11 protein-coding genes are annotated in these 22,449 nt (G+C 33.0%); 6 read left to right on the top strand and 5 right to left on the bottom strand.

Annotated features, from left to right (window positions below):
* Window positions 1–15: 15 nt before the first annotated feature.
* From CLV91_RS05540 to CLV91_RS05525, 4 genes are all read right to left on the bottom strand, one after another.
* Window positions 16–2,775, bottom strand: coding sequence for a TonB-dependent receptor (locus CLV91_RS05540; protein WP_121064774.1), 2,760 nt, complete (start codon window positions 2,773–2,775; stop codon window positions 16–18).
* Window positions 2,776–2,971: 196 nt separating this feature from the next.
* The gene (gene glmS / locus CLV91_RS05535; RefSeq protein ID WP_121064772.1) at window positions 2,972–4,816 is read right to left on the bottom strand and encodes a glutamine--fructose-6-phosphate transaminase (isomerizing); all 1,845 of its coding nucleotides are present in this window, start codon (window positions 4,814–4,816) and stop codon (window positions 2,972–2,974) included.
* A 174-nt stretch (window positions 4,817–4,990) separates the two neighbouring features.
* On the bottom strand, window positions 4,991–6,832 hold the full coding sequence (locus tag CLV91_RS05530; RefSeq protein ID WP_121064770.1) for a DUF4270 domain-containing protein: 1,842 nt from the start codon (window positions 6,830–6,832) through the stop codon (window positions 4,991–4,993).
* A 5-nt stretch (window positions 6,833–6,837) separates the two neighbouring features.
* On the bottom strand, window positions 6,838–7,647 hold the full coding sequence (locus CLV91_RS05525) for a glycogen/starch synthase (protein ID WP_121064768.1): 810 nt from the start codon (window positions 7,645–7,647) through the stop codon (window positions 6,838–6,840).
* Window positions 7,648–7,754: 107 nt separating this feature from the next.
* Here CLV91_RS05525 and panC point away from each other — a divergent pair, with 107 nt between their 5' ends.
* From panC to radA, 5 genes are all read left to right on the top strand, one after another.
* Window positions 7,755–8,600, top strand: coding sequence for a pantoate--beta-alanine ligase (gene panC, locus CLV91_RS05520; RefSeq protein WP_121064766.1), 846 nt, complete (start codon window positions 7,755–7,757; stop codon window positions 8,598–8,600).
* Between the two features lie 13 nt (window positions 8,601–8,613).
* Window positions 8,614–8,964, top strand: coding sequence for an aspartate 1-decarboxylase (gene panD, locus CLV91_RS05515; RefSeq protein ID WP_121064764.1), 351 nt, complete (start codon window positions 8,614–8,616; stop codon window positions 8,962–8,964).
* A gap of 3 nt (window positions 8,965–8,967) precedes the next feature.
* Window positions 8,968–9,930 (top strand): lysylphosphatidylglycerol synthase transmembrane domain-containing protein, encoded by a 963-nt coding sequence (locus CLV91_RS05510; RefSeq protein ID WP_121064762.1) that lies wholly within the window; start codon window positions 8,968–8,970, stop codon window positions 9,928–9,930.
* 32 nt (window positions 9,931–9,962) lie between these two features.
* The gene (locus tag CLV91_RS05505; RefSeq protein ID WP_121064760.1) at window positions 9,963–11,105 is read left to right on the top strand and encodes an alpha/beta hydrolase; all 1,143 of its coding nucleotides are present in this window, start codon (window positions 9,963–9,965) and stop codon (window positions 11,103–11,105) included.
* A 122-nt stretch (window positions 11,106–11,227) separates the two neighbouring features.
* Window positions 11,228–12,589, top strand: coding sequence for a DNA repair protein RadA (radA, locus tag CLV91_RS05500; protein WP_121064758.1), 1,362 nt, complete (start codon window positions 11,228–11,230; stop codon window positions 12,587–12,589).
* A gap of 105 nt (window positions 12,590–12,694) precedes the next feature.
* Here the strand turns inward: radA and CLV91_RS05495 are convergent, their stop codons facing one another.
* Entirely contained in the window at window positions 12,695–13,735 is a 1,041-nt protein-coding gene (locus tag CLV91_RS05495) for an aldo/keto reductase (RefSeq protein WP_121064757.1), read from the bottom strand.
* Between the two features lie 237 nt (window positions 13,736–13,972).
* Between CLV91_RS05495 and CLV91_RS05490 the strand changes: the two genes are divergently transcribed.
* Window positions 13,973–22,432, top strand: coding sequence for a T9SS type B sorting domain-containing protein (locus tag CLV91_RS05490; protein WP_121064755.1), 8,460 nt, complete (start codon window positions 13,973–13,975; stop codon window positions 22,430–22,432).
* Window positions 22,433–22,449 lie beyond the last annotated feature (17 nt).

The following is a 22,449-nucleotide window of genomic DNA, read 5'->3' as shown; positions in this document are numbered from 1 at the left end:
ATTTTTTTAAGTTTTTTAGTTATTTATAGTCCATGATAAATAGTACATAGAACCAATAAACCCTGTTCCAAAAGCTGTAAAGTACTCATCGCCTAACAAGTTCGTTGCTCCTACTTTAAAAGAAGATTTAATGCTAGGGACCGTATAATTTATTTGCGCATCTACGGTATGAAACTCTGGCACTACACCATTACCAAAAGTAGCTTCCCAGTAATAATCATCACTAAACCTGTAAGAAACGTTAAACCCTAAATTTTCAAACAATTCGGTATTACCAAATGATGCCTTAAACTTATGCTCTGGTGTGTTAAAGTTTGTTGCAAAATCTGGATAGGTTTCTCTATCAAAATCTAACTTAGCATAGGTATAACTTCCACTTAAATCAAAATTTCCAAAAACTTTAGCAGAAAGACCTAATGAAGCCCCATAAGAAGAAATGTCTGCCTCAGAGTTTGTGTACGTACTCCATGCCTGAAAATCTTCATTTGCTATTGCAGCAATAGATAAAGGTTCTCCAACATTTCCATAATATGGAGAAACTACCACTTCTTGAGATATAAAATCTTTATACTTATTATAATACACACTAAAGTCTATTATTAATTTATCTAATTTACCTCTATAGCCTAACTCTATAGACTGTACTTGCTCTGGTTTTACTATTCCTGGATTTGCTACTTCTAACACACTAGGGTCTCCTGTTTCTCCTAAGGCTTCTACAGAACTCCTTGTATAAGAATTATTATAAGCTACAGCTCCGGTTTGTGTAACCGTGGCAGGTTGCCCAAGATCATCTTGACCTACTTGACTTACTTCAAATTCTCTTGAATACCTATCTAAATTATTTGGTGCAGAACCTATTAAAATTGCACGACCTGCATCTAAACCAATAAACAAATCTTGCGTAGTTGGATTTCTAAAACCTGTTTGCGCAGAAACTCTAATGTTATGATCACGATTAAGAGTTAAACCTGCAGAGATTCTTGGAGAAAAGAATCCGTCAAAAAATTCAGATTTATCATAACGAACTGATCCTGTAATTTTTACACTCTTCTCTTCATCTAACTCAAATTTCTTTTGAATTTGTGTATATACTCCAAACTCAGAATAATCTATAGGACCATCTAAATCGGTATAAATAGTTCCTGAAGAATTTAAACTATATTGTCTATAAGACCCACCTACTTGTATATCTGCAAAATCTGTTAAATGTCCCAAATTATAATTCCCATCTGCATGATAATACTTAGAAGCATCTTGAAATTTAGAGCCTTGTGATAAATCTGGATTTTTTATAGATTGCTCAAAAGCTGCATTAAATTCCGGAGAACCTGGCAAATAACGTCCTGTATCTGCTACAGCTCTAGCGGCATCATGCTTTTGTTGGGTTGTTAAACCAGAAGGGTTTCCACTTAACTCAATCCCCGCATATGTTCTAATATAATCTCCAAACCAATCTTCATCACTTTTCCAAGCTCTATTAATATTTATTCCAGTGAAAACCATATCATAAGAATCACCTGCTTTATCATTTACAACATAGCCTCTAAGAAAAAAGTTATCATTCCTAACTTCTAACTTATGCTGTTGCTGAAAAAACCCGTTTATATTATACCTATTTGTTCCTTGGTATATAGTAGAACCTGTACCTACTTTTCCCACATAAGATATTTCTAAACTATTATCCTCTATTGGTCTATAGTATAAGCCCCAATCTGCTTTTATACTTTCTGCATTATAATTTGTTAATGTAGCCTCATTATACCCTGTTCTACTAACCTCTACATCAGGTATTATTCCTAAACCAGACTCCTTTCTTATATTAGCAGAAACCTCATCACCATATACATTTATACCATCATAATTTAAATCTGCTCTTGTTCCTCCTGGCGTCGTTTTATCTGCCTCACTAGTAGCAGCCCAATCTGTACCTTTTAAATATCCAAAATTTACTTTTGCAGCAAATTTATCATTAAACTTATGTGCTGCACGTATACCAAAATCTGTGTACGCATTATCTCCTGCAGCTTTTTGAGAGGTAATACCTCTTTTTATAGAAACACTTATACCTTCATAATCAAAAGGACTTTTACTTGTCATAAAAAGAATTCCATTAAAAGCATTAGCACCATAAAGTGCAGACGATGCTCCTGGCAGTAATTCCACACTCTTCACATCTGGCTCTATCATACCTACCAAATTTCCTATTGGGAAATTTAAAGCTGGTGTAGAATTGTCCATACCATCTACCAATTGCATAAACCTGTTGTTTGCAAAAGTTGCAAAACCTCTAGTATTTACAGATTTAAATGTTAAACTGTTTGTGTTAACATCTACACCTTTTAGGTTTTCTAATCCACCATAGAAATCTGCTGCTGCAGTAGTTTCTATTTCCTTTAAACCAAAGCGTTCTACCGTAACTGGAGATTCAAAAATACGTTCTGGAGTCCTAGATGCAGATATAACTACTTCATCTAAAAAGGTTTGCTCTTCATTAATTACAATAGAAATAGTTTGGTTATTTGTTGTAACATTAGAAGATGCCTCTGTGTAGCCCAAACTTGTTATTCTTAATTCGAAGGGGGGCTTCTCAGAAGTTTCTAATACAAAATTACCATCAAAATCTGTAACGGTTCCTATTGCTTTTCCTACAATTACAATATTTGCTCCCGGTACAGGATTTGCATCTTGATCGCTCACAGAACCTTTTACAATGGTTTGTGCATAACTACCCAGTCCTATAAAAAGGAAGGATAAAAAGAGTATTTTTCTCATTCTGTTCTTAATTTATTAAGTTATATAGTCAATTACAATATACCTATTTTTTTAAATTGACAATCACAAAATACAAAAAATTATGCATGCATAGTAAATTATTCTAAAATAAAGACCTATTATTTTCAATTTTTCGCAAAAAAAAGGGATTACAACAAATGTTGTAATCCCTTTCAATTTATTTATATGTTGAATATTACTCTACTGTAACTGACTTTGCTAAGTTTCTTGGCTGATCTACATTACAGTTTCTCATTACTGCTATATGATAGGATAGTAGTTGCAAAGGAATAGTAGTTAACAAAGGTGTTAAACTTTCTAAAGTTTCAGGAATTTCAATTACATGATCTGCAAGTTCTTTTACCTGCTCATCTCCTTCTGTAACTATAGCAATTATTTTTCCTTTTCTAGATTTTATTTCCTGTATGTTACTTACTACTTTTTCATAATGCCCCTTTTTAGTTGCAATTACAAAAACAGGCATTTGCTCATCTATTAAAGCAATAGGTCCGTGTTTCATTTCTGCAGCGGGATATCCTTCTGCGTGTATGTAGCTAATTTCTTTTAGTTTTAATGCCCCTTCTAATGCTACCGGGAAATTATAACCTCTACCTAAATATAAACAGTTTGTAGAATCTTTATAAACCTCTGCAACGGTTTCTACTAAATCGTTAGATTTTAAAGCCTTTTCCACTTTTGCAGGGATTGTTTCTAACTCTGTTAAATATTCATGGAACTTAGAACCAGAAAACTCTCCTTTTTCTTTTGCCAATTTTAAGGCAATTAAAGTTAACACTGTTATTTGTGTAGTAAATGCTTTTGTAGAGGCAACTCCAATCTCTGGACCAGCATGGGTATATGCCCCTGCATCAGATTCTCTAGCTATAGAAGAACCAACCACGTTACAAACACCAAAAACAAATGCTCCTTTTTCCTTAGCTAATTTAATTGCAGCTAAGGTATCTGCAGTTTCTCCAGACTGAGAAATTGCAATTAAAACATCTTTATCTGTTATTACAGGGTTCCTGTACCTAAATTCTGAAGCGTATTCTACTTCTACAGGAATACGTGCTAAATCTTCGAAAATATATTCCGCTACAAGACCTGCATGCCATGAGGTACCACAGGCAACAATAATAATCCTATTAGCATTTACAAATTTTTCAATATTTTGATCAATACCAGCCATACGTATTATACCTTGATCAGCTAATAATCGACCTCGATAGGTATCCATAATAGCTCTTGGCTGTTCGTAAATTTCTTTTAACATAAAGTGATCATAACCACCTTTTTCAATCTCTTCTAAATTCATTTGCAATTCCAAAATATTTGGATATGCAACTGCATCGTTCTTTATTTTACGAAGCTTAATTTCTTTACCTAATCGTACAATAGCCATTTCTTCATCTTCTAAATAAACAGCGTTATTTGTAAATTCTATAAATGGAGAAGCGTCTGATGCTATAAAAAATTCATCTTCCCCAACACCAATAGCTAAAGGACTCCCTAATTTAGCAACAACAATTTCGTCTGGTTTTTTCTTATCAAAAACAGCTATAGCATACGCTCCTACCACTTGGTTTAGTGCAATTTGCACAGCTTTTCCTAATTTAACCCCTTCGGTCTTTTGAACCTCTTCAATTAAATTAATTAAAACCTCTGTATCTGTATCAGATTTAAAAGTGTACCCTCTATTTATCAAAGCCTGTTTAATAGACTCGTAATTCTCGATTATTCCATTATGAATTATTACTAAATCTCCTGAATTAGAATAATGCGGGTGGGAATTAACATCATTAGGAACACCATGTGTTGCCCAACGTGTATGACCAATACCTAAAGTACCAGCTACAGATATTTCTTTTGACTTCTTTTTAAGGTCTTCTACTTTTCCCTTTGTCTTAGAAAGATTTATAGAGTTACCATCAAAAAGAGCAATCCCTGCACTATCGTAACCTCTATACTCTAATCTTTGTAATCCTTTAATAACAATTGGGAAGGCATCTCTATGGCCTATATACCCTACAATTCCGCACATATTTTTTTATTAGTTAAGGTTGTATCTTATTTGTTTGGTGCAAATCTATATTAAGTATTAATATAAAAATAGAGAAATTAGATATATAACTTATAATTCCTTTAAGATGCAATAAATACGTAATACAAGAACTATAACGTCTTAAAATTAAAATGTAATATACCGGATACTTATTTAATTAGTTTTTGTGTAAAAAATTTCTAGTTGTAATTTCTTGTCACTATTCTCAGAAGATACATTACTACCATACAATACAGTTCCTAAAGGCGAAATTGTAGGTGCTATTGGTAATTCTATTGACTCTCCGTTTACTTGAGCATTTAATGCTCTAGATATTCCAACATTTGGAGTTATCATTAATCCTAATGTTGGATTCTCATTTTCATCAATAATACTATTAATATAATCTGTAATACGAACAGTGTATTTATCCCCAGAATCTGATTCTTCTAAAAAGCCATCATAATTTAAATACAATCCAAAAGCAGTATTATCAAGAGAATTTTCTGTTGCTATATTATAAATACCAGTATTACCATCTGTATTAAATAAATATAACCTTGGAGGTTTAATATTACTATTAATACCTGAAGCCGTTTGGTCTACATAAAAAACTAAATTAGCTTCATTTATAATCCAATTATTTTCTTTTATTTCCTTAATTAATTCAGTTGTATTTTCCTCATTAAACAATTTAATTTTAGCATATGCTCCTGCCCCACCTTTTAGATATATTTTTTCGGCATCTTGCTCTGGAGCATTTAAGGCATCTAAAACTTCTGGAGGATAATTTTCATTTATAAATGTATTTACTGCATTACCAGAAAAATCTGTTCCAACAAATGAAAAAACAAAATCCTTTTCTTTTATTTCAATTTCATCATCAGAAGTATCTGTAGTACTATTTGTATTTACAGAATTATACGTATAAGTCATTGTAATATTTGCCTGTGATAAATTTAGGAGTGGCATAATATCATTTCCATTTGATGTTAATGATATATGTAATCCTCTAATGTATTCCTTGAAGTTTGCCTGACTTATAAGCTCTGTACTACCTTCTTTATCTAAGATATTATTCTGAAAAAATGCAGTATCTAAAGGGATACGTATCCCTGGAGCTAATTTTGTATTTTGTTTAGATTCATCTACATCTGTAGTACTAGTATCATCAACTTTTGGAATTAATATTTGATACTCACTAACAGTCTCTTCTTCATTTGCCAATTCTTCAGCTGTAAATGCAGGAGAAAATTCTTGCGTAGAATAGTACTCTTCTGCTTCTGTAAAATTTGCATCTGCATCAAAATCTCTTAAAAAGAAAGTAGATCTTTTTACGCTTACATTAAAAGAAGTTTCTCTATCTCCGTAAATACTATCTAACTCTACTCTAACAGCAAAGTTATTTGCTATTATTTCTTCCTTAGGGTCTACATCATTTATACCATCCAAATCTGCATCTACACTACTTGGGTCTAATGGATCTGTACCTGCTGTTCTTTCTTCATTATTGGTTCTACCATCATTATCATTATCGTTATCCGCATCTATATCATTGTCATAAGCATCAATAACACCATCCCCATCAGTATCTTCGGAAGAAGCCTTTGTTAAATAAGGAAGGTATAAATAAACCTCTTTTGTAGTTTCATTTTCTTCTATAGTTGCAACAACATCATCTGTATCTGATTCATCTTCTGTAGACTGGCTATATATACCAAAAGAAGGGTTTGCTGCAGATAATTGTATTTGAGAAGTTATTTGAGCTTCAGTTTTCCCATAAATAGGGTCGTTAAAAACTCCTAACTGATACACGGATAATTTATTAGTCTGTACTGCATTTATATTATTATTATATGCAAACACATCATAAACTTCTTTATCTGTTGTAAATGGAGTTTCGCCAACAACATCTCCACCTATAGTTGTTAAATCTTCTTCACAAGAAGACAATACTATTAAAATAAACATAGCCCCCGCTAGTGCAGGAAACTGTAATCTATTCAGTAATTTCATTTAGATTATTTTAAAACTTCTGTGTTATAAAAATTAGCATATGCTTCTTCAAATTCTTGAAGAGGAACAAAAGGCAACACTGGTTTTTCTAGGTTGGATATGTGGCTTTGTAAATCTTCTGGAATTTCTTCCGCTGCTAAAATAACAGCATCTGAATAATCTACTGCAACTTTTAACAAATTATTATAGTCTGGCTCCTTCAATGGAGTAATACTTTCTTCTGAAATACCATCAAAAGCAATTTTAGAAACCATTTCAGAATCTAACTCTCCTTCATAACCTTTTCCGTAAACAGAGGTAACTATTTTACTATCAGCAAATAAAGGTTCATCTGCGTAATACTTTTTTAAGTACAATGGTAATAAAGATGCCATCCAGCCGTGTACATGAATAATATCAGGTGTCCAATTTAATTTTTTAACCGTTTCTACAACTCCTTTTGCAAAGAAAATAGCACGCTGGTCATTATCAGAAAAAAGATTACCTTCTTTATCTGTAAAGGTGGCTTTTCTTTTAAAATATTCTTCGTTATCTATAAAATAAACTTGAATACGTTCTTTTGGGATAGATGCTACTTTTATAATTAAAGGCATATCCATGTCATTAATCACTAAATTCATCCCAGAAAGACGAATTACTTCATGTAGCTGGTGTCTTCTTTCGTTTATATTTCCATACCTAGGCATAAAAATTCTAATTTGCCCTCCATTACTATTTACCATTTTTGGAGTTTCATAGGACATTAACGAAACTTCATTTTGAGGAAGATAAGGGACTAACTCAGAAGATACAAACAATACCTTTTTACCATTCATATAAGAAAATATTTTTAAATTTTTTTTGCGAACGCAAATGCAAAATTACAAAAATTATAGAGATTACAGGTATTTATAGTAAGTTTGCTAGCTTTTAAATAAATTATATGTTGGTAATTACAACTAATTTGCAGTTAAATACCTTTCTAAATTCTCTTCATAAAAAAGAGAGTTTAGGATTAGTTCCTACAATGGGTGCTTTACATAAAGGGCACTTATCTTTAGTAGAAAAAGCTATAAGAGAAAACCAATCTGTCATGGTTAGTATTTTTGTAAATCCAACACAGTTTAATAATAAAGAAGATTTAGAAAAATACCCCAATACTCTAGAAAAAGATATTGCACTATTAAGCTCATTATCTAACCAAATAACTGTTTTCGCACCATCTGTAGAAGAAGTTTACAAGAATAATATTGTTACTAAAAAGTATGATTTTCAGGGCTTAGACAGGGTAATGGAAGGCGAATTTAGAGACGATCATTTTAACGGTGTTGGTACAATTGTAGAATTGCTTTTAAATTTAATTAAACCAGATAATGCTTATTTTGGAGAAAAAGATTTTCAGCAATTACAAATTATTAAAAAACTAACTCAAATACAAGATATACTAGTTACTATTATTGGCTGCCCTATTGTAAGAGAGCCACATGGTTTGGCAATGAGCTCTAGAAATGAAAGACTTTCTACAAAAACAAGAAATGAAGCCTCTTTTATATACGAAACCTTAAAAACTGCCAAAGAAAAATTTGGCACGAAAAGTGCATCTAAAGTTAAAGATTGGGTAACAAAGACTTTTCTTGAAAATAATACATTTGAACTAGAGTATATAGAAATTTCGGATATAGATACTTTAAAACCAATTAAGAGAAAACAAAAAGGCAAAAAATACCGTGCATTTATTGCTGTTTATACTGAGAATGTTAGACTTATAGACAATATTGCACTTAATTAACTAATTTTGTAGTATGCAAATAGAAGTAGTAAAATCCAAAATCCACCGTGTTAAAGTAACTGGTGCAGATTTAAATTATATAGGAAGCATAACCATTGATGAAGATTTAATGGATGCTGCCAATATTGTTAGAGGCGAAAAAGTACAAATTGTAAATAACAATAATGGCGAACGTTTAGAAACGTATGCTATTCCTGGACCTCGTAACAGTGGCGAAATTACTCTAAACGGTGCTGCGTCTAGAAAAGTTGCCGTTGATGATATTTTAATATTAATAACTTACGCAAGAATGGATATTGAGGAAGCAAAAACATTTAATCCTTCTCTTGTTTTTCCTAATGAAGAAAACAATTTGTTAAAGTAAATTTTGAATATCAACATTAAAAAAATATTAAAAACTATACTCCCAATTGCCTTGGGAGTTTTTTTAGTTTGGTACTCTTATAACTCAACGTCTATAGAAAACAGAAAACAAATACTATATTATATAAAAGAAGCTAATTTGTTTTGGGTTAGCGTGTCTATACTTTTTGGAATTCTTAGCCATTTTTCTAGAGCAATACGTTGGAATTATTTAATAGAACCCCTAGGCTACAAACCCAAAATTAGTAATAACCTTCTTATAGTTCTTATGGCCTATTTTGCAAATCTAGGAGTTCCAAGAACTGGGGAATTTTTAAGGGCAACAGCGCTTACTACGTATGAAGATGTCCCTTTTGAAAAAGGTTTTGGAACTATTGTTACCGAAAGAGTAATAGATGTTCTAATGTTATTACTTTTTGTTACCATAACCCTCTTTTTACAAACCGATGTTATCTTAGGTTTTATTCAAAAAAAAGGGGTTAATCTTAATTCTATTTTCCTTTTAATTGGTCTTGGTGTTGTAGGGTTATTATTCTTCATATTCTTTATTAAAAAATCTACAAACGCATTTGCCTTAAAAATAAAAAGCTTTATTTCTGGTCTTTTAGACGGGGTTTTAAGCATTTTTAAAATGAAAAATAAATGGGCTTTTGTACTCCACACTCTATTTATTTGGTTTTGTTACGTAGCCATGCTATGGGTAATAAAATATGCAGTTCCAGGAACAGAAAGTCTAACTATAAGCCAGCTAATGGTGGCATTTGTTGCAGGAACATTTGCTATGGCAGCAACCAATGGCGGTATTGGAATCTATCCTATTGCTATTAGTCAAGCTTTAGCTTTGTACGGTATTAGCGAAGTTTCTGGGAATGCTTTTGGATGGATTATGTGGATTTCACAAACTGCTATGATTGTAGTTTTTGGGGCAATATCTTTTCTTGTATTACCGTTATTAAATCGAAAATAAGTACTTCTTTTTTAAGTATTAAAACCATACTAATGAAACAAATTTTTGCAATTTGCGCACTATTCCTGTGTTTTGGAGCTAATGCTCAAGTAAAACAAGAAATTTTTGAGTCTTTTAAACTTCAAGAAAGACGTGATGTTCAATACTATTTTCCAGAAGATTATGATGTAGAAAAAAAATACCCTCTTATCGTAGTTTTAGATGCCGAATATTTATTTGACCAAGTAGTTGCTAATTCTAAATTCTATAGCAATTTTCATGGGATGCCGCAAAGCATTATAGTAGGTATAAACCAGAGTGAAAACAGCATAAGATTTGATGATTGTTCTTTTGATGAAGAAAATGGTTTACCAACAGAAAGAGGCAAAAAATTCTTTGAATTCTTAGGAATGGAACTTATACCATATTTAGAAACTAGCTATAGTATAGCTCCATTTAAAATGATTGTTGGCTATGATATAACCGCAAATTTTGGAAATTTCTATCTTTTTAAAGAAAAATCTTTATTTAATGCATATATCACAATCTCACCAACATTAGCTCCAGAAATGGAGTCTAGAATACCAACAAGGTTAGGCGCTATAAATCAACAAATATTTTATCAAATAATTGTAGAAGATGAAAAAAGCAAAAACACGTCTAAAATTTTAGCATTAGACAAAGCACTTAAAGCAATAGATAAAGAATCTTTACATTATTATTTTGATTCTTATAAAACTGCTGATCATATTTCTATTGCTACCTATGGATTAGGAAAAGCCTTTGACAACATTTTTGGAATGTTTAAGCCTATTAGCCCAAAGGAGTATAAAACGCAAATACTAACATCCGAAGAACCTGTTTTTGATTATCTAGAAAACAAATACAAAGGGATCGAAGATTTATTTGGACTTCAAAAAAGCGTTAACCTTAATGACATTATGGCTATTTATGCTGCTTCTCGTAAGAAAGAAGAATTTGAATCCTTAAAACCATTGTCAGATTTATGCAAAAAAGAATTTCCAAGCACCATGCTAGGTTTTTATTTTGAAGCTGAATACTACGAACAAATGGGAGAGCCAAAAAAAGCACTACGAACTTTTGAAAAAGCTTTTGGCATGGAAGAAATAGATTTTTTAACCAAAGAAATGGCTTTAGAAAAAATTGATGCTTTAAAAGCAGACTTCGGATACTAGAAAATAAAAATATTTTATAAAAAAGCTACTTAATTCTAATAGTTTTAAGTAGCTTTTCTAGTTTTATAATTTTATATCTTTTAAACTTTACCCTACCTTTAGACCAAACACGAATTTAGGTAATGGCTAAAACAAAAACTGCATATTTTTGTCAAAATTGTGGCGCTCAATACGCAAAATGGATAGGGCAATGTACTTCTTGTAAAGAGTGGAATACTGTTGTAGAAGAAGTAATACAAAAAGAAGATAAAAAAGATTGGAAAACCCCTAGTAGTACTGTAAAAAAGGTTGCCACACCATTACGAGTAAATGAAATTAGCACAGAAAAAGAGCTAAGACTAAATACTTATGATTTAGAATTTAATCGTGTTCTGGGTGGTGGTTTAGTTCCTGGAGCTTTAATATTACTTGGAGGAGAACCTGGTGTGGGTAAAAGCACGTTACTCTTACAAATAGCTCTAAAACTTCCTTACAAAACACTATACGTTTCTGGAGAAGAAAGTCAAAAACAAATAAAAATGCGAGCAGATCGCATTCATCCAAATAGTGAAACTTGTTTTATACTAACAGAAACAAAGACACAAAATATATTTAAGCAAATAGAAGCAACCACACCAGACATTGTAGTCATAGACTCTATACAAACACTTCATTCCGATTATATAGAGTCTGCCGCAGGTAGTATTTCACAAATTAGGGAATGTACAACTGAATTAATAAAATTTGCCAAAGAAACAAACACTCCCGTAATTCTTATTGGTCATATTACTAAAGATGGTTCTATTGCAGGGCCTAAAATTTTAGAACATATGGTAGACACAGTTTTACAATTTGAAGGAGACCGTAATTATGTATATCGAATTTTAAGGTCTTTAAAAAACCGTTTTGGTTCAACTGCAGAATTAGGAATTTATGAAATGCAAGGTAGCGGCTTACGAGAAGTAAATAATCCTTCTGAAATACTTATCTCTAAAACAGATGAAGATCTAAGTGGTACTGCAATAGCTTCTACAGTAGAAGGAATGCGCCCTTTAATGATAGAAATACAAGCATTGGTGAGTACTGCTGTTTATGGCACACCTCAACGCTCTGCAACAGGCTATAATGCTAAAAGATTAAACATGTTATTAGCTGTTTTAGAAAAAAGAGCTGGATTTAAATTAGCTGCTAAAGATGTTTTTCTTAATGTAACAGGAGGAATTTCGGTAGATGATCCCGCAATAGATTTAGCTGTCATTGCCGCTATATTATCTAGTAACGAGGATATTCCTCTAGAAAAAGGTGTTTGTTTTGCAGCCGAAGTTGGTTTAGCAGGAGAAATAAGACCTGTACAAAGAGTAGACCAACGTATTTTAGAGGCAGAAAAACTAGGATTTAATACCATTTATGTTTCCAAAAACAATAAAATAACTATTAAAAAAGCCTCCATAAATATTGTATTAGTTACAAAAATAGAAGACGTGGTAGGTGGCTTATTTGGTTAATTTTTACTCCTAAAAATTCTTGATATTGTTAACAATATAATTATTACCGCTATAATAACTACTACCTGCCAAATACCTACTTTTAATATCATCATCTAATTATATTTATGGTGCAGGATTAGGAATTTTACTATGTATAGCGTTAATTCCTTCCAGAATTTCATCGCTTAAATCTATATCTATACTATTAATATTTTCTTGTAACTGTTCTAAATTTGTTGCTCCAATAATATTACTAGTTAAAAAAGGTCTAGAATTTACAAACGCCAAAGCCATTTGTGCTAAAGACATATTATGCTCTTGTGCCAAATTGCTATACATTTCAGTTGCAGCTACTGCTGTTTCGCCAAGGTATCTATTGTAATTTGGGAACAATGTTATTCTAGCTCCTTCGGGTTTTTTATTTCCCAAATACTTACCACTCAAAACCCCAAAACCTAAGGGAGAATAAGCCAAAAGCCCTATTTTTTCTCGTAAAGATATTTCAGAATTACCAATCTCAAACTGTCTATTTAATAAACTATATGGATTTTGAATTGTTATAGCTCTAGGTAAACTTGCATGCACCTTACTTTCCTCTAAAAAACGCATAGTACCCCATGGTGTTTCATTAGAAATACCTATTTGTCTTATTTTACCTTCTTGTACTAAATCTCTAAGAGTTTCTAAAACTTGATGAATATTATCTTGCCAATGGTCTGTAACATCTGGCACATATTCTCTCTTTCCAAAATAATTGGTTGTTCTTTCTGGCCAATGTAGTTGGTACAGGTCTAAATAATCTGTTTGTAAGCGAGTTAAACTTCCTTCAACAGCTTCAATTATAGCGTCTTTAGAAAAACCAGTAGAACGTATAAATTTTGTATAATCGCCATTTCCTGCAATCTTACTACCAAGAATAACTTTATCTCTATTTCCAGTTTCTTTAAACCAATTTCCTATAATTTTTTCGGTATGAGCATATCTATCTATATGAGCAGGAACAGGGTAAAGTTCTGCGGTGTCAAAAAAATTAACCCCTTGTTCTAATGCATAATTCATTTGGTCAAAACCCTCTTTTTCTGAGTTTTGATTACCCCAAGTCATGGTTCCTAAACAAATTTTACTTACTTCTATTTCTGTATGTGGAAGTTTGGTGTATTTCATATGCATAAAAATATTAAAGTGGCAAATTTAATAATTATAAACTAGGTGCCTAGCATTAAAAAATAAATCTAATTACTAGTCTATGGAAGGGCAATGGATAATTGCCCTTATCGATAAATTACATAACACATTATCTATACTAAAATGGTATTTAGAACGTTATTTAATTGCTTATTTCACTAAATAGCCCCCAAAAACTAGGTGAAATTGCTAACCAAACAGCTAAAAAACCTACTTATGAACATCTTTAAAAATGTCTTAGGTCATAAAAAGACATTAACCCTACTAATACTAATCCTAGTAGCGTCTTCTTTATTTGGATATGTTTTACCAACAGTCTTTAATCCAAAAAATGACAACTTATCAACTAATGAAAATTTTGAAATTTATTCAGGAACCCATCCGCTTACTGGAGTTTCTGATAATGTAGTTTTCTGTTCTGATGATAATAGTGAATTACATGAACTTTATCTTTGTGGGGCAGATGCAGAAAGAACTTTAACAATAAACGCTCCTAACATAAGCCAAATTATTTGGTCTAAACTACAAAGTACTAGTTGTGCTATTTCAAAAACAGATTGTCCAAATACATCTACAAGTTGTACTTGGAATCAAGTTTCTACCAACACACAATATAATGTCTCTGAAAGTGGAGAATTTAGAATTTTTGTAAGATATACAGATAATACTTCAGAGCGTTTTTATTTTAATATATATGCAAATGGTTTAGCACCTAGCTCTATTGTTTCTAATATAGATTGTGCTAATCCTGGAAAAATAACGATAACTAACGTACCTAGTAGCTATGAATATAGTATTAATAACGGTGCAACGTGGCAAGACTCTAACGTTTTTACTATTACTAGTGTAAGTACGTATGATGTTAAAATTAGAAATAAAAATAATGCAGATGGTTGTCTTTTTAGCTTAGACAACATTGCTGTAAATAACAATAGTTTTAATGCAACACCAACAATTTTACCTATTACTTGTAATACAGCCAAAGGCGGAATTAAAATAGATTTAACCGATGCTTCTTCTAATTACATTTATGAAATTAGCCAAGGCGGTAGTTTAATAAATTCTTCTGGCCCTATTACTTCTAATACGTACACATTTACAGACCTAAATGCTGGTTCTTATGATATTACAGTTAAACTATCTAATATGTCTAGCTGTTCTTGGAACGCAACAAGTGTTTTACCTTCTTTTGAGCAAATACAACCAAACCCAATAGTTACTAAGAATATAGATTGTACAGATGGTATTATTACGCTTGCCCCTACAGGAGGTACAGCCCCTTATGAATATAGTGTAGATAATGGTGCTTTTTTGCCTTTTACTTCTGGTAATAAAACGGATATTGCTATACCCACTGCAGGTTCTTTTATAATTAAAGTTAGAGACACAAGTGGTTGTGAAGTAACTGCAAATTCTGTTAGTGTTATTAATGAGCCAGAAATAACATACACAGTTACCCCAAAAGATATTACCTGTAATGGTGCAGATGATGGTAGTGTAACTGTAGCTATAACTAACAGTCAAGGGTACTCCACCTCGTATAGTATAGATGGTACCACCTTCCAAACCTCTAATGTATTTAGTAACTTGGCTAGTGGATCTTATACTGTAACTATAAAAAAAGAAAAAGCAGGTGGTTCTTGTAATGTTACAGCTAACGCTGTTACTGTAAATCCTAGTACAGCTTTTACAGCATCCGCCACTGTTACACAACAAATAAATTGTACTAATGGCTCTGCTACTATAGAGGCTTTAGTTACCGCTGGCGGAACCTCTCCTTTTGAGTATAGTACTAATGGTGTAGATTTTCAGCCAAGTGCTACAATTACAGGCTTAGGAGCGGGAACTTATACCATTACAGTAAAAGATGCTAATGGTTGTACTACAACAGTAGATCAAACCATAAATGGAGGATCTAACCCTACAAATCTTACATTTTTAACAAGTGATATAGATTGTACTACTGGAGCAACAGATATACAAATTAGTGTAGAAAATGGTACAGGACCCTATACATACCAAATTACTTCACCGTCTAATATAACTAGTCCTGGAGATACTTTTACAGCATTAGCTCCTGGAACCTATACTTTTGAAGTAGATGATAATGGTTGTAAAATAGTCAGAAATTATACGGTCTCAGAACCTATAAAATTTACAGCAAATACCACTGTTAAAAAGCAAGTAACCTGTTTTGCTGCCGGAACAGCCGATGGAGAAATTGAAGTAGATATTACTAATTTTAATACTTCTTTTGATGTTGTTGTTGAAAATAGTTCTGGAGTAGATACTGGTTTAGGAATAACTGGAGCTACAACATCTCCTATTATTATTTCTGGTTTACAAGCAGACACTTATACAATAAAAATTAAAGATGCTTCCGGGCCTTGTGAATATATAGAAACGCAAATAATAGAAGCCCCTACATCTGCTTTAAATTTAGATTCATTTAGTGTATCTCATATGAATTGTGGTTCTCCTGGATCTGTTACTATAGAAGCTTCTGGTGGGTGGGGTAATTATAATTATGCTGTACTACAACCAAATAACACAACCACAACAGCACAAAGTAATAAAACCATTACTGGATTAACACAAGTAGGTACGTATACTATTATTTTAAAAGATATTAATGGTTGTGTAGTAGACACACAAACTTTTGATTTAGAGGATAAAGGTGGCCCTGTTTCTGAAGTAGATATTTCTACCGGATCACCAACACATTATTGTTACGATAATGTAAACAGAGGTGTTCTTAAAATAGACGTTTCTGGAGGTGAAGCCCCATATTTTTATACCCAAAACAATGGTACTCCAATGCCAATTACTGGCGGCACATTTACATTAAGTAACTTAACTCCTGAAGATTATATTATAAAAGTAATCGGTGGAAATGGTTGCGAAACTGTAGTTGCAGACACAAAAATAAGCGGACAATTATTTGCCCTTGCTCAAATAACCAAACCATTAGGTTGTGGTGCTACTCCAGACGCTATTATAAATGTTACTCCAGAAGAAGGTTATCCTCCGTATACGTATACTGTAAATGGAGACCCTACTCCAGTTACTATGCCGTATAATGCTTCTGCCGAAGGTTTGTATACATTTACAGTAACCGATACTAAAGGTTGTAGTTTTACTACAGAAGCGGTAGATATTAAAAGCTCTCCGCCTTTAGATTCTAGCAATAATGTTTCCCCTACCACTTGTGGAAAAGACGGAACAGGATCTGTAAGACTAATGGCAAATGGTGGAACACCTCCATACCAATATGCTTTTAGTGACACCCCATTTTCTGGTACTAACCCTCCAGTATATGGAGATCAAGCAATTTTTCCAAATTTAGATGCTACTAACTATTATTTTGCAATTAAAGATGATTTAGGCTGTACCAAGGAAGATATTGAAGTTCTTGTTCATTCTGAAGACCCTATTATTGCTGAATACGAAAAAACCGATGTTCAGTGCGACCCTGCTAAAGGTGGTAATGTATGGGGTAATATGAAAGTAAAGAATATTACTAATGCTACTGGATTAGTAAACATTTCATTAATAAGAGTGCATGACAAAACTAAATATGAAGCTGGAGACGAAACACGTACATGGGTTTATAGAAGATATGAAGACATTGATTTATCCACAAATTCAAATTACTTAAATGCCTCAAAACCTACTTTATACGGAAACAATCCTGGTTTTGATATTAGATTATATTGGGCAAATCATTTTGTTGTACGTGTGGAAGATGAGAAAGGATGTTTATGGGAATCTCCTGTTGAAACAGTAACTGCTCCTACTTTTCCAAATGGGACCGTAGTGGGTAAAGAAGACCCTCCTATTTGTGCCAACGGTGCTACATTTGATTTTAAAATTAACGATGATCCAACTTTAGTAGGACCTTTCGAAGCTAGAATCTGGCCTTATGACATGATTGATTCTGATGGTGATGGTATTGAAGATGATATTACAAATGATTGGAGACCTTTTGATGATATAGAAAATCCTGCATACAATGCAGCAGACCCTAATAATGAGCGAGATTATAAATTTACAAATAGTGCGCTTTATGGAAAATTATTATTTGGTGTAAATTACTCAATAATTATTAGAGATAAAGCAACAGGTTGTATTCGTTGGAGATCATTAGGCATGGTTAACCCTCCATCTCCTGGAATCTCTGTAGATGCAGTTCCACAAAGTGAAACTTGTACTAATGCCAAAGATGGTAAACTACAACTTACTATAAATGGTGCAGCAGCAGGCCCAATTACCTACAAAATTTATAATGCAAGTAACCCAAAACATGCAAGCTATCAATATGGAAACTTTTATGGTAATGGTCATGTAGTTACGAGTGATGGTGTTAACCCAATAACCTTTATTGTTCCAGAGGATTTAAGAGTTGCATGGTATGTAGTAGAAGTAGAAGATGTTAATGGTTGTTCCGTAGGAGAACGTTTTTTGATCTATAGACCAAAAACTAAATTACAAATAAAAGAAGAACAAGTTGTACAACCTACCTGTAATATTGGTGGCCAAGTAGCAATATCTGCTATTGGCGGTTGGGATAATGAAAAGTATTTTAATATTAGAAATAAGTTATACCAAAACTGGCATGAATATGAGTATGCCTTAGTGTTAGATAGCCAAACGCCAACAGATGCAGATTTTGGGCCTAATCCTCTCTGGACTAATGTTGTGCCTACAGCTTATGATGGTGTAAACAATATATACCGTGCTTATGTTCGTGATGGTGGCGGTTGTGTAAAAGCGTTAGCAGATCCTATTACGTTTACGCAAGACCCAGAACCAATTATAGATACTATAGATGTAACAGACAGATGTGCACCATTAAGTGGAAGCGAAACATATAATGTAGTTGCTACACTAACGCAACCTGGTACTAACCCTACAAATACAGACCCTGTGTATATTTGGGATGGGGAAGTTACTACTACAGCCACAAAAACTTTAGGCCCTGGTAATCACACTCTAGTTGTACGTGATGAAAATGGGTGTTCCGATATCCAAAACATTCATATTTATCCACAACTAGTGGCTAAATCTAAAATTACTAAAACTGTAGATTGTGATATCTCTGGTTTAGATAACGGAGAAATGTTAGCTTCTGCTTATGGTGGGTCTGGAAATTTTGAATATACTATTTTTCCTATACCAGCTTCTTATGCCCCTGGGGAAGAGACAAATACTACAGGAATATTTACAAGATTAGAGCCAAATGTAAATTATGTTTATACCGTAAATGATTTAGATAATACTTGTGGCACTCAAGATTCTCCTGCATTAGAATTAATAATGCCTGTAGATCCACAATTTGAAGTAGATACCACTGTACCTGTAACTTGTTTTGGAAGTTTGGATGGAAAAATAATCATCAAACAAATAGACGGTGTAGATAATTTAGATGTATCCTATGAGTATAGTATTGATAGTGGAACAACCTACCAAACTTCAAACTTATTTGAAGGACTGGCAGCTGGTTCTTATGATGTAGATATTCGTTCCTCTAAAAATTGTGTCCAAAATTTAACAGGAATAACTGTAGGTGGTCCAACAGCTCCTGTAACTTTAACTATGCCAACAGTATCTTCTTTTGCGTGTACTACAGATAATAAGCTAGGAATGGCTACCATAGATGCAACTGTTTCAGGAGGTATAGCCCCATATAAATATAGCTATAATAGTAATAGTTTTAGCTCTATTGCAGGTACTGCAATCTCTTTTGAAGTTCCTTATAAGTCTACATCGCAAAATGTTATTTTAGATGTTATAGATGCTAATGGGTGTAAAATAGACCCTATTACAACTGTAACAGTTTCTGCTGCAACTAAAATTTCTGCAACAATAACAACAACAACAACAACAGCAATGAACTGCGTGGTTGATGGTGTATATGAGATTAACATTCCCCCAAGTTTCACCAATTTTAGTATTGTAGAACAACCAAGTGCCTCTCCTTATGTAACTATATCCGGAACAACTGTTACCATTGAAAGAGGGCAACCAAATACATATTCGTTCTTAGTTACGGACAATGATACTGGTTGTTTCACTAATGTTCAAGTTAATATAGCTCCTTTCAACACCATAGAAATAAGTGCTTCAAAAGTAGATGACATTACTTGTCATGGAGAATCTAACGGAGAATTATCTTTTGAAGTTTCAGGATTTGGTAGTGGATTTAGCTATGACATTTATAATGTAAGTAATACTTCTACCCCTATATATTCTGTGGCTAATAGTACAGCTACAACGCCAATTTCTTATAATTTACTGCCAGCTGGTACATTTGTAGTTAGAGCTACAGATAATGACACTGGTTGCCATGTAAAATCAGAATTCATATCAATACAAAGTCCGGCAGAGCCTTTAGATTTTACCTATGCGACAACACATGAGTTAACTTGTTCTCCTGGTTCCGATGCTCAAATTACAGCAACACCTCAAGGTGGTTGGGGCACGTATGAATTTGAATTAGTAAATGCAGATTCTGGTACAACATTACAACCTTTTGATGTTAATAATGTATTTAGCGATTTAAGTTCTGGCATTAATTATGAATTAACTATTAGAGATGCTAATGGGTGCAGCAATGTTACAAAAACAATTACTATTGATCCAATAGACCCAATAATAGTAGACCCAGCTAACCCAGCTTCAATAACAACAACTAACCCTTCTTGTACAAAAATAAATGACGGAGAAATTACTATAATTGCTACTAGAGAGTTTGGCAATGGGCATACCAATTTCCAATACATTTTAACTAATGTAACAACAGGAGTTAGCGGTTTACCACAAACTAGTAGTACTTTTTCTAATTTATTTGAAGGTGACTATACAGTAACTGTACAAGATGGTTCTGGCTGTGATACTACTACTGGAATTATAAACATTATAGATCCTGTAGAAATACAAATAGATGGTACCGTAACAATAGAACCCGGTTGTATTTCTCAAGGACAAATAACGGTTTCTGCTGTTGGTGGTAGTGGTAGTTACGAATATAAAATTATTGCTCCTACAACAGCAATTACAGCTTGGGATACAAAACAAGCATATACACTACCTCCAGGGACTTACGAGTTTTTAGCTCGTGATAGTGACCCAACAAAACATTGCGTATCTCCTATATCTGTAATACGTACTATTAATAAAGTAGAACCATTAGATATTACTGTAAATAGTGACAATACTATTATTAACTGTAATGGAGAAATGGATGCTGTTTTAGTAGCAGAAGCAACAGATGGCCTAGGTGGTTACCAATACCAATTAGAGGTTAATGGCACACTACAAGGAGCCCCTCAAGACTCTGGGATTTTTGAAAACTTAGGGCAAGGTGTGTATAGAATAGTTGCTACAAGTGGTGCAGATTGTGAGAAATACTCAGAAGAAATTACAATAAACCAACCACCATTACTAACCGCAAATTTAGGAAACAGCACAAATGTTATGTGCTTTGGTGAAGATAACGGAACTATTGAAATTACTGCCAGCGGCGGTAATGGACCGTACCAATATATAATATCTTCTAACCCTAAAAAAGCAGTAAACAATAATACTTTTGATAGATTACCCGGTGGCACTTATAGTGTAATAGTACAAGATGCTAATGGTTGCCAAGTTACGGTAAATAACATTACTATAGAAGCTCCTAATAGCGCTCTATTAGCAAATGTAACAAGAGTAGAAGATGAAGTTTGTTCTAGTGATGATAATGGTCTTATTGAGGTAGAAATAACAGGCGGAACTGCTCCATACAAATATAACCTTACTAGCCCTACAGATAGTTTTACTACCATAAGTGGTTCTACTTTAACCTTAGATAACCTTGATGGTGGATTCTATGAAATTTATCTTGAAGATGCTAATGATTGTGATTTTGTACTGGTACAGGAAGTAAAAGTGGGTTCTAACCTTTCTGCAACAGTAGAAACAAGTAATGAGTGTAGTAATGGACAACCTATTTATGGCGCATCTATATTATTTGATGATGAAAACCTGGATACCTCAGAAATTGTGTTCGATTTAGATGATGCTAACCCAAATAATCCAGATGTTGCAAATGCGCAAGCAGAAGCTATCTTTACAGATATATCTTCTGGTAATCATACTATAAGTATTGTTCATTTAGGTACAGGGTGTATTGAAGTTAAAAACTTTTCTATTGAAGCGCAACAACAATTAGTTTTAACTAGCAAACCTGCCGGTATTAATGAAATAATTGTAGAAGCAACTGGTGGAGACGGTATTTACACCTATTATTTTGATGATGAAGTTAGTAGTGATGGTACAATGTATATTAACCATACCGATGTATACACTGCTAAAGTAATAGATAGTAAAAGTTGTGAAGCCAGTTTAGAAATTCCTTTAGAATTTATAGACATTGAAATTCCAAATTTCTTTACCCCTGATGGCGATGGATTTAATGATACATGGGTAATTAAAAATGTAGAAGGTTTCCCAAATCTTTGGGGAGCAATCTATGATAGATATGGTAGACAGGTTAAATACTTTGTAAAACAAGGTAATTGGGATGGCTCCTACGACAATGTAGATTTACCTTCGGGAGATTATTGGTACGTTATTAAACTTAATGGCGAAAATGATGATCGCGAATTTGTTGGTCATGTTACAATTTACAGGTAAATAGTAAACTAAAAGGG

Source organism: Maribacter vaceletii (assembly GCF_003634105.1).
Lineage (GTDB): Bacteria > Bacteroidota > Bacteroidia > Flavobacteriales > Flavobacteriaceae > Maribacter_B > Maribacter_B vaceletii.
This window is presented reverse-complemented; position numbering and strand designations above follow the sequence as displayed.

What these genes read in the sequence shown, in the direction of transcription:
- CLV91_RS05525 (WP_121064768.1), bottom strand. Translation starts at nt 7,647, where the DNA reads ATGAATGGTAAAAAGGTATTGTTTGTATCTTCTGAGTTAGTCCCTTAT.
- CLV91_RS05505 (WP_121064760.1), top strand. Translation starts at nt 9,963, where the DNA reads ATGAAACAAATTTTTGCAATTTGCGCACTATTCCTGTGTTTTGGAGCT.
- panC (WP_121064766.1), top strand. Translation starts at nt 7,755, where the DNA reads ATGTTGGTAATTACAACTAATTTGCAGTTAAATACCTTTCTAAATTCT.
- CLV91_RS05495 (WP_121064757.1), bottom strand. Translation starts at nt 13,735, where the DNA reads ATGAAATACACCAAACTTCCACATACAGAAATAGAAGTAAGTAAAATT.
- panD (WP_121064764.1), top strand. Translation starts at nt 8,614, where the DNA reads ATGCAAATAGAAGTAGTAAAATCCAAAATCCACCGTGTTAAAGTAACT.
- CLV91_RS05490 (WP_121064755.1), top strand. Translation starts at nt 13,973, where the DNA reads ATGAACATCTTTAAAAATGTCTTAGGTCATAAAAAGACATTAACCCTA.
- CLV91_RS05540 (WP_121064774.1), bottom strand. Translation starts at nt 2,775, where the DNA reads ATGAGAAAAATACTCTTTTTATCCTTCCTTTTTATAGGACTGGGTAGT.
- CLV91_RS05530 (WP_121064770.1), bottom strand. Translation starts at nt 6,832, where the DNA reads ATGAAATTACTGAATAGATTACAGTTTCCTGCACTAGCGGGGGCTATG.
- glmS (WP_121064772.1), bottom strand. Translation starts at nt 4,816, where the DNA reads ATGTGCGGAATTGTAGGGTATATAGGCCATAGAGATGCCTTCCCAATT.
- radA (WP_121064758.1), top strand. Translation starts at nt 11,228, where the DNA reads ATGGCTAAAACAAAAACTGCATATTTTTGTCAAAATTGTGGCGCTCAA.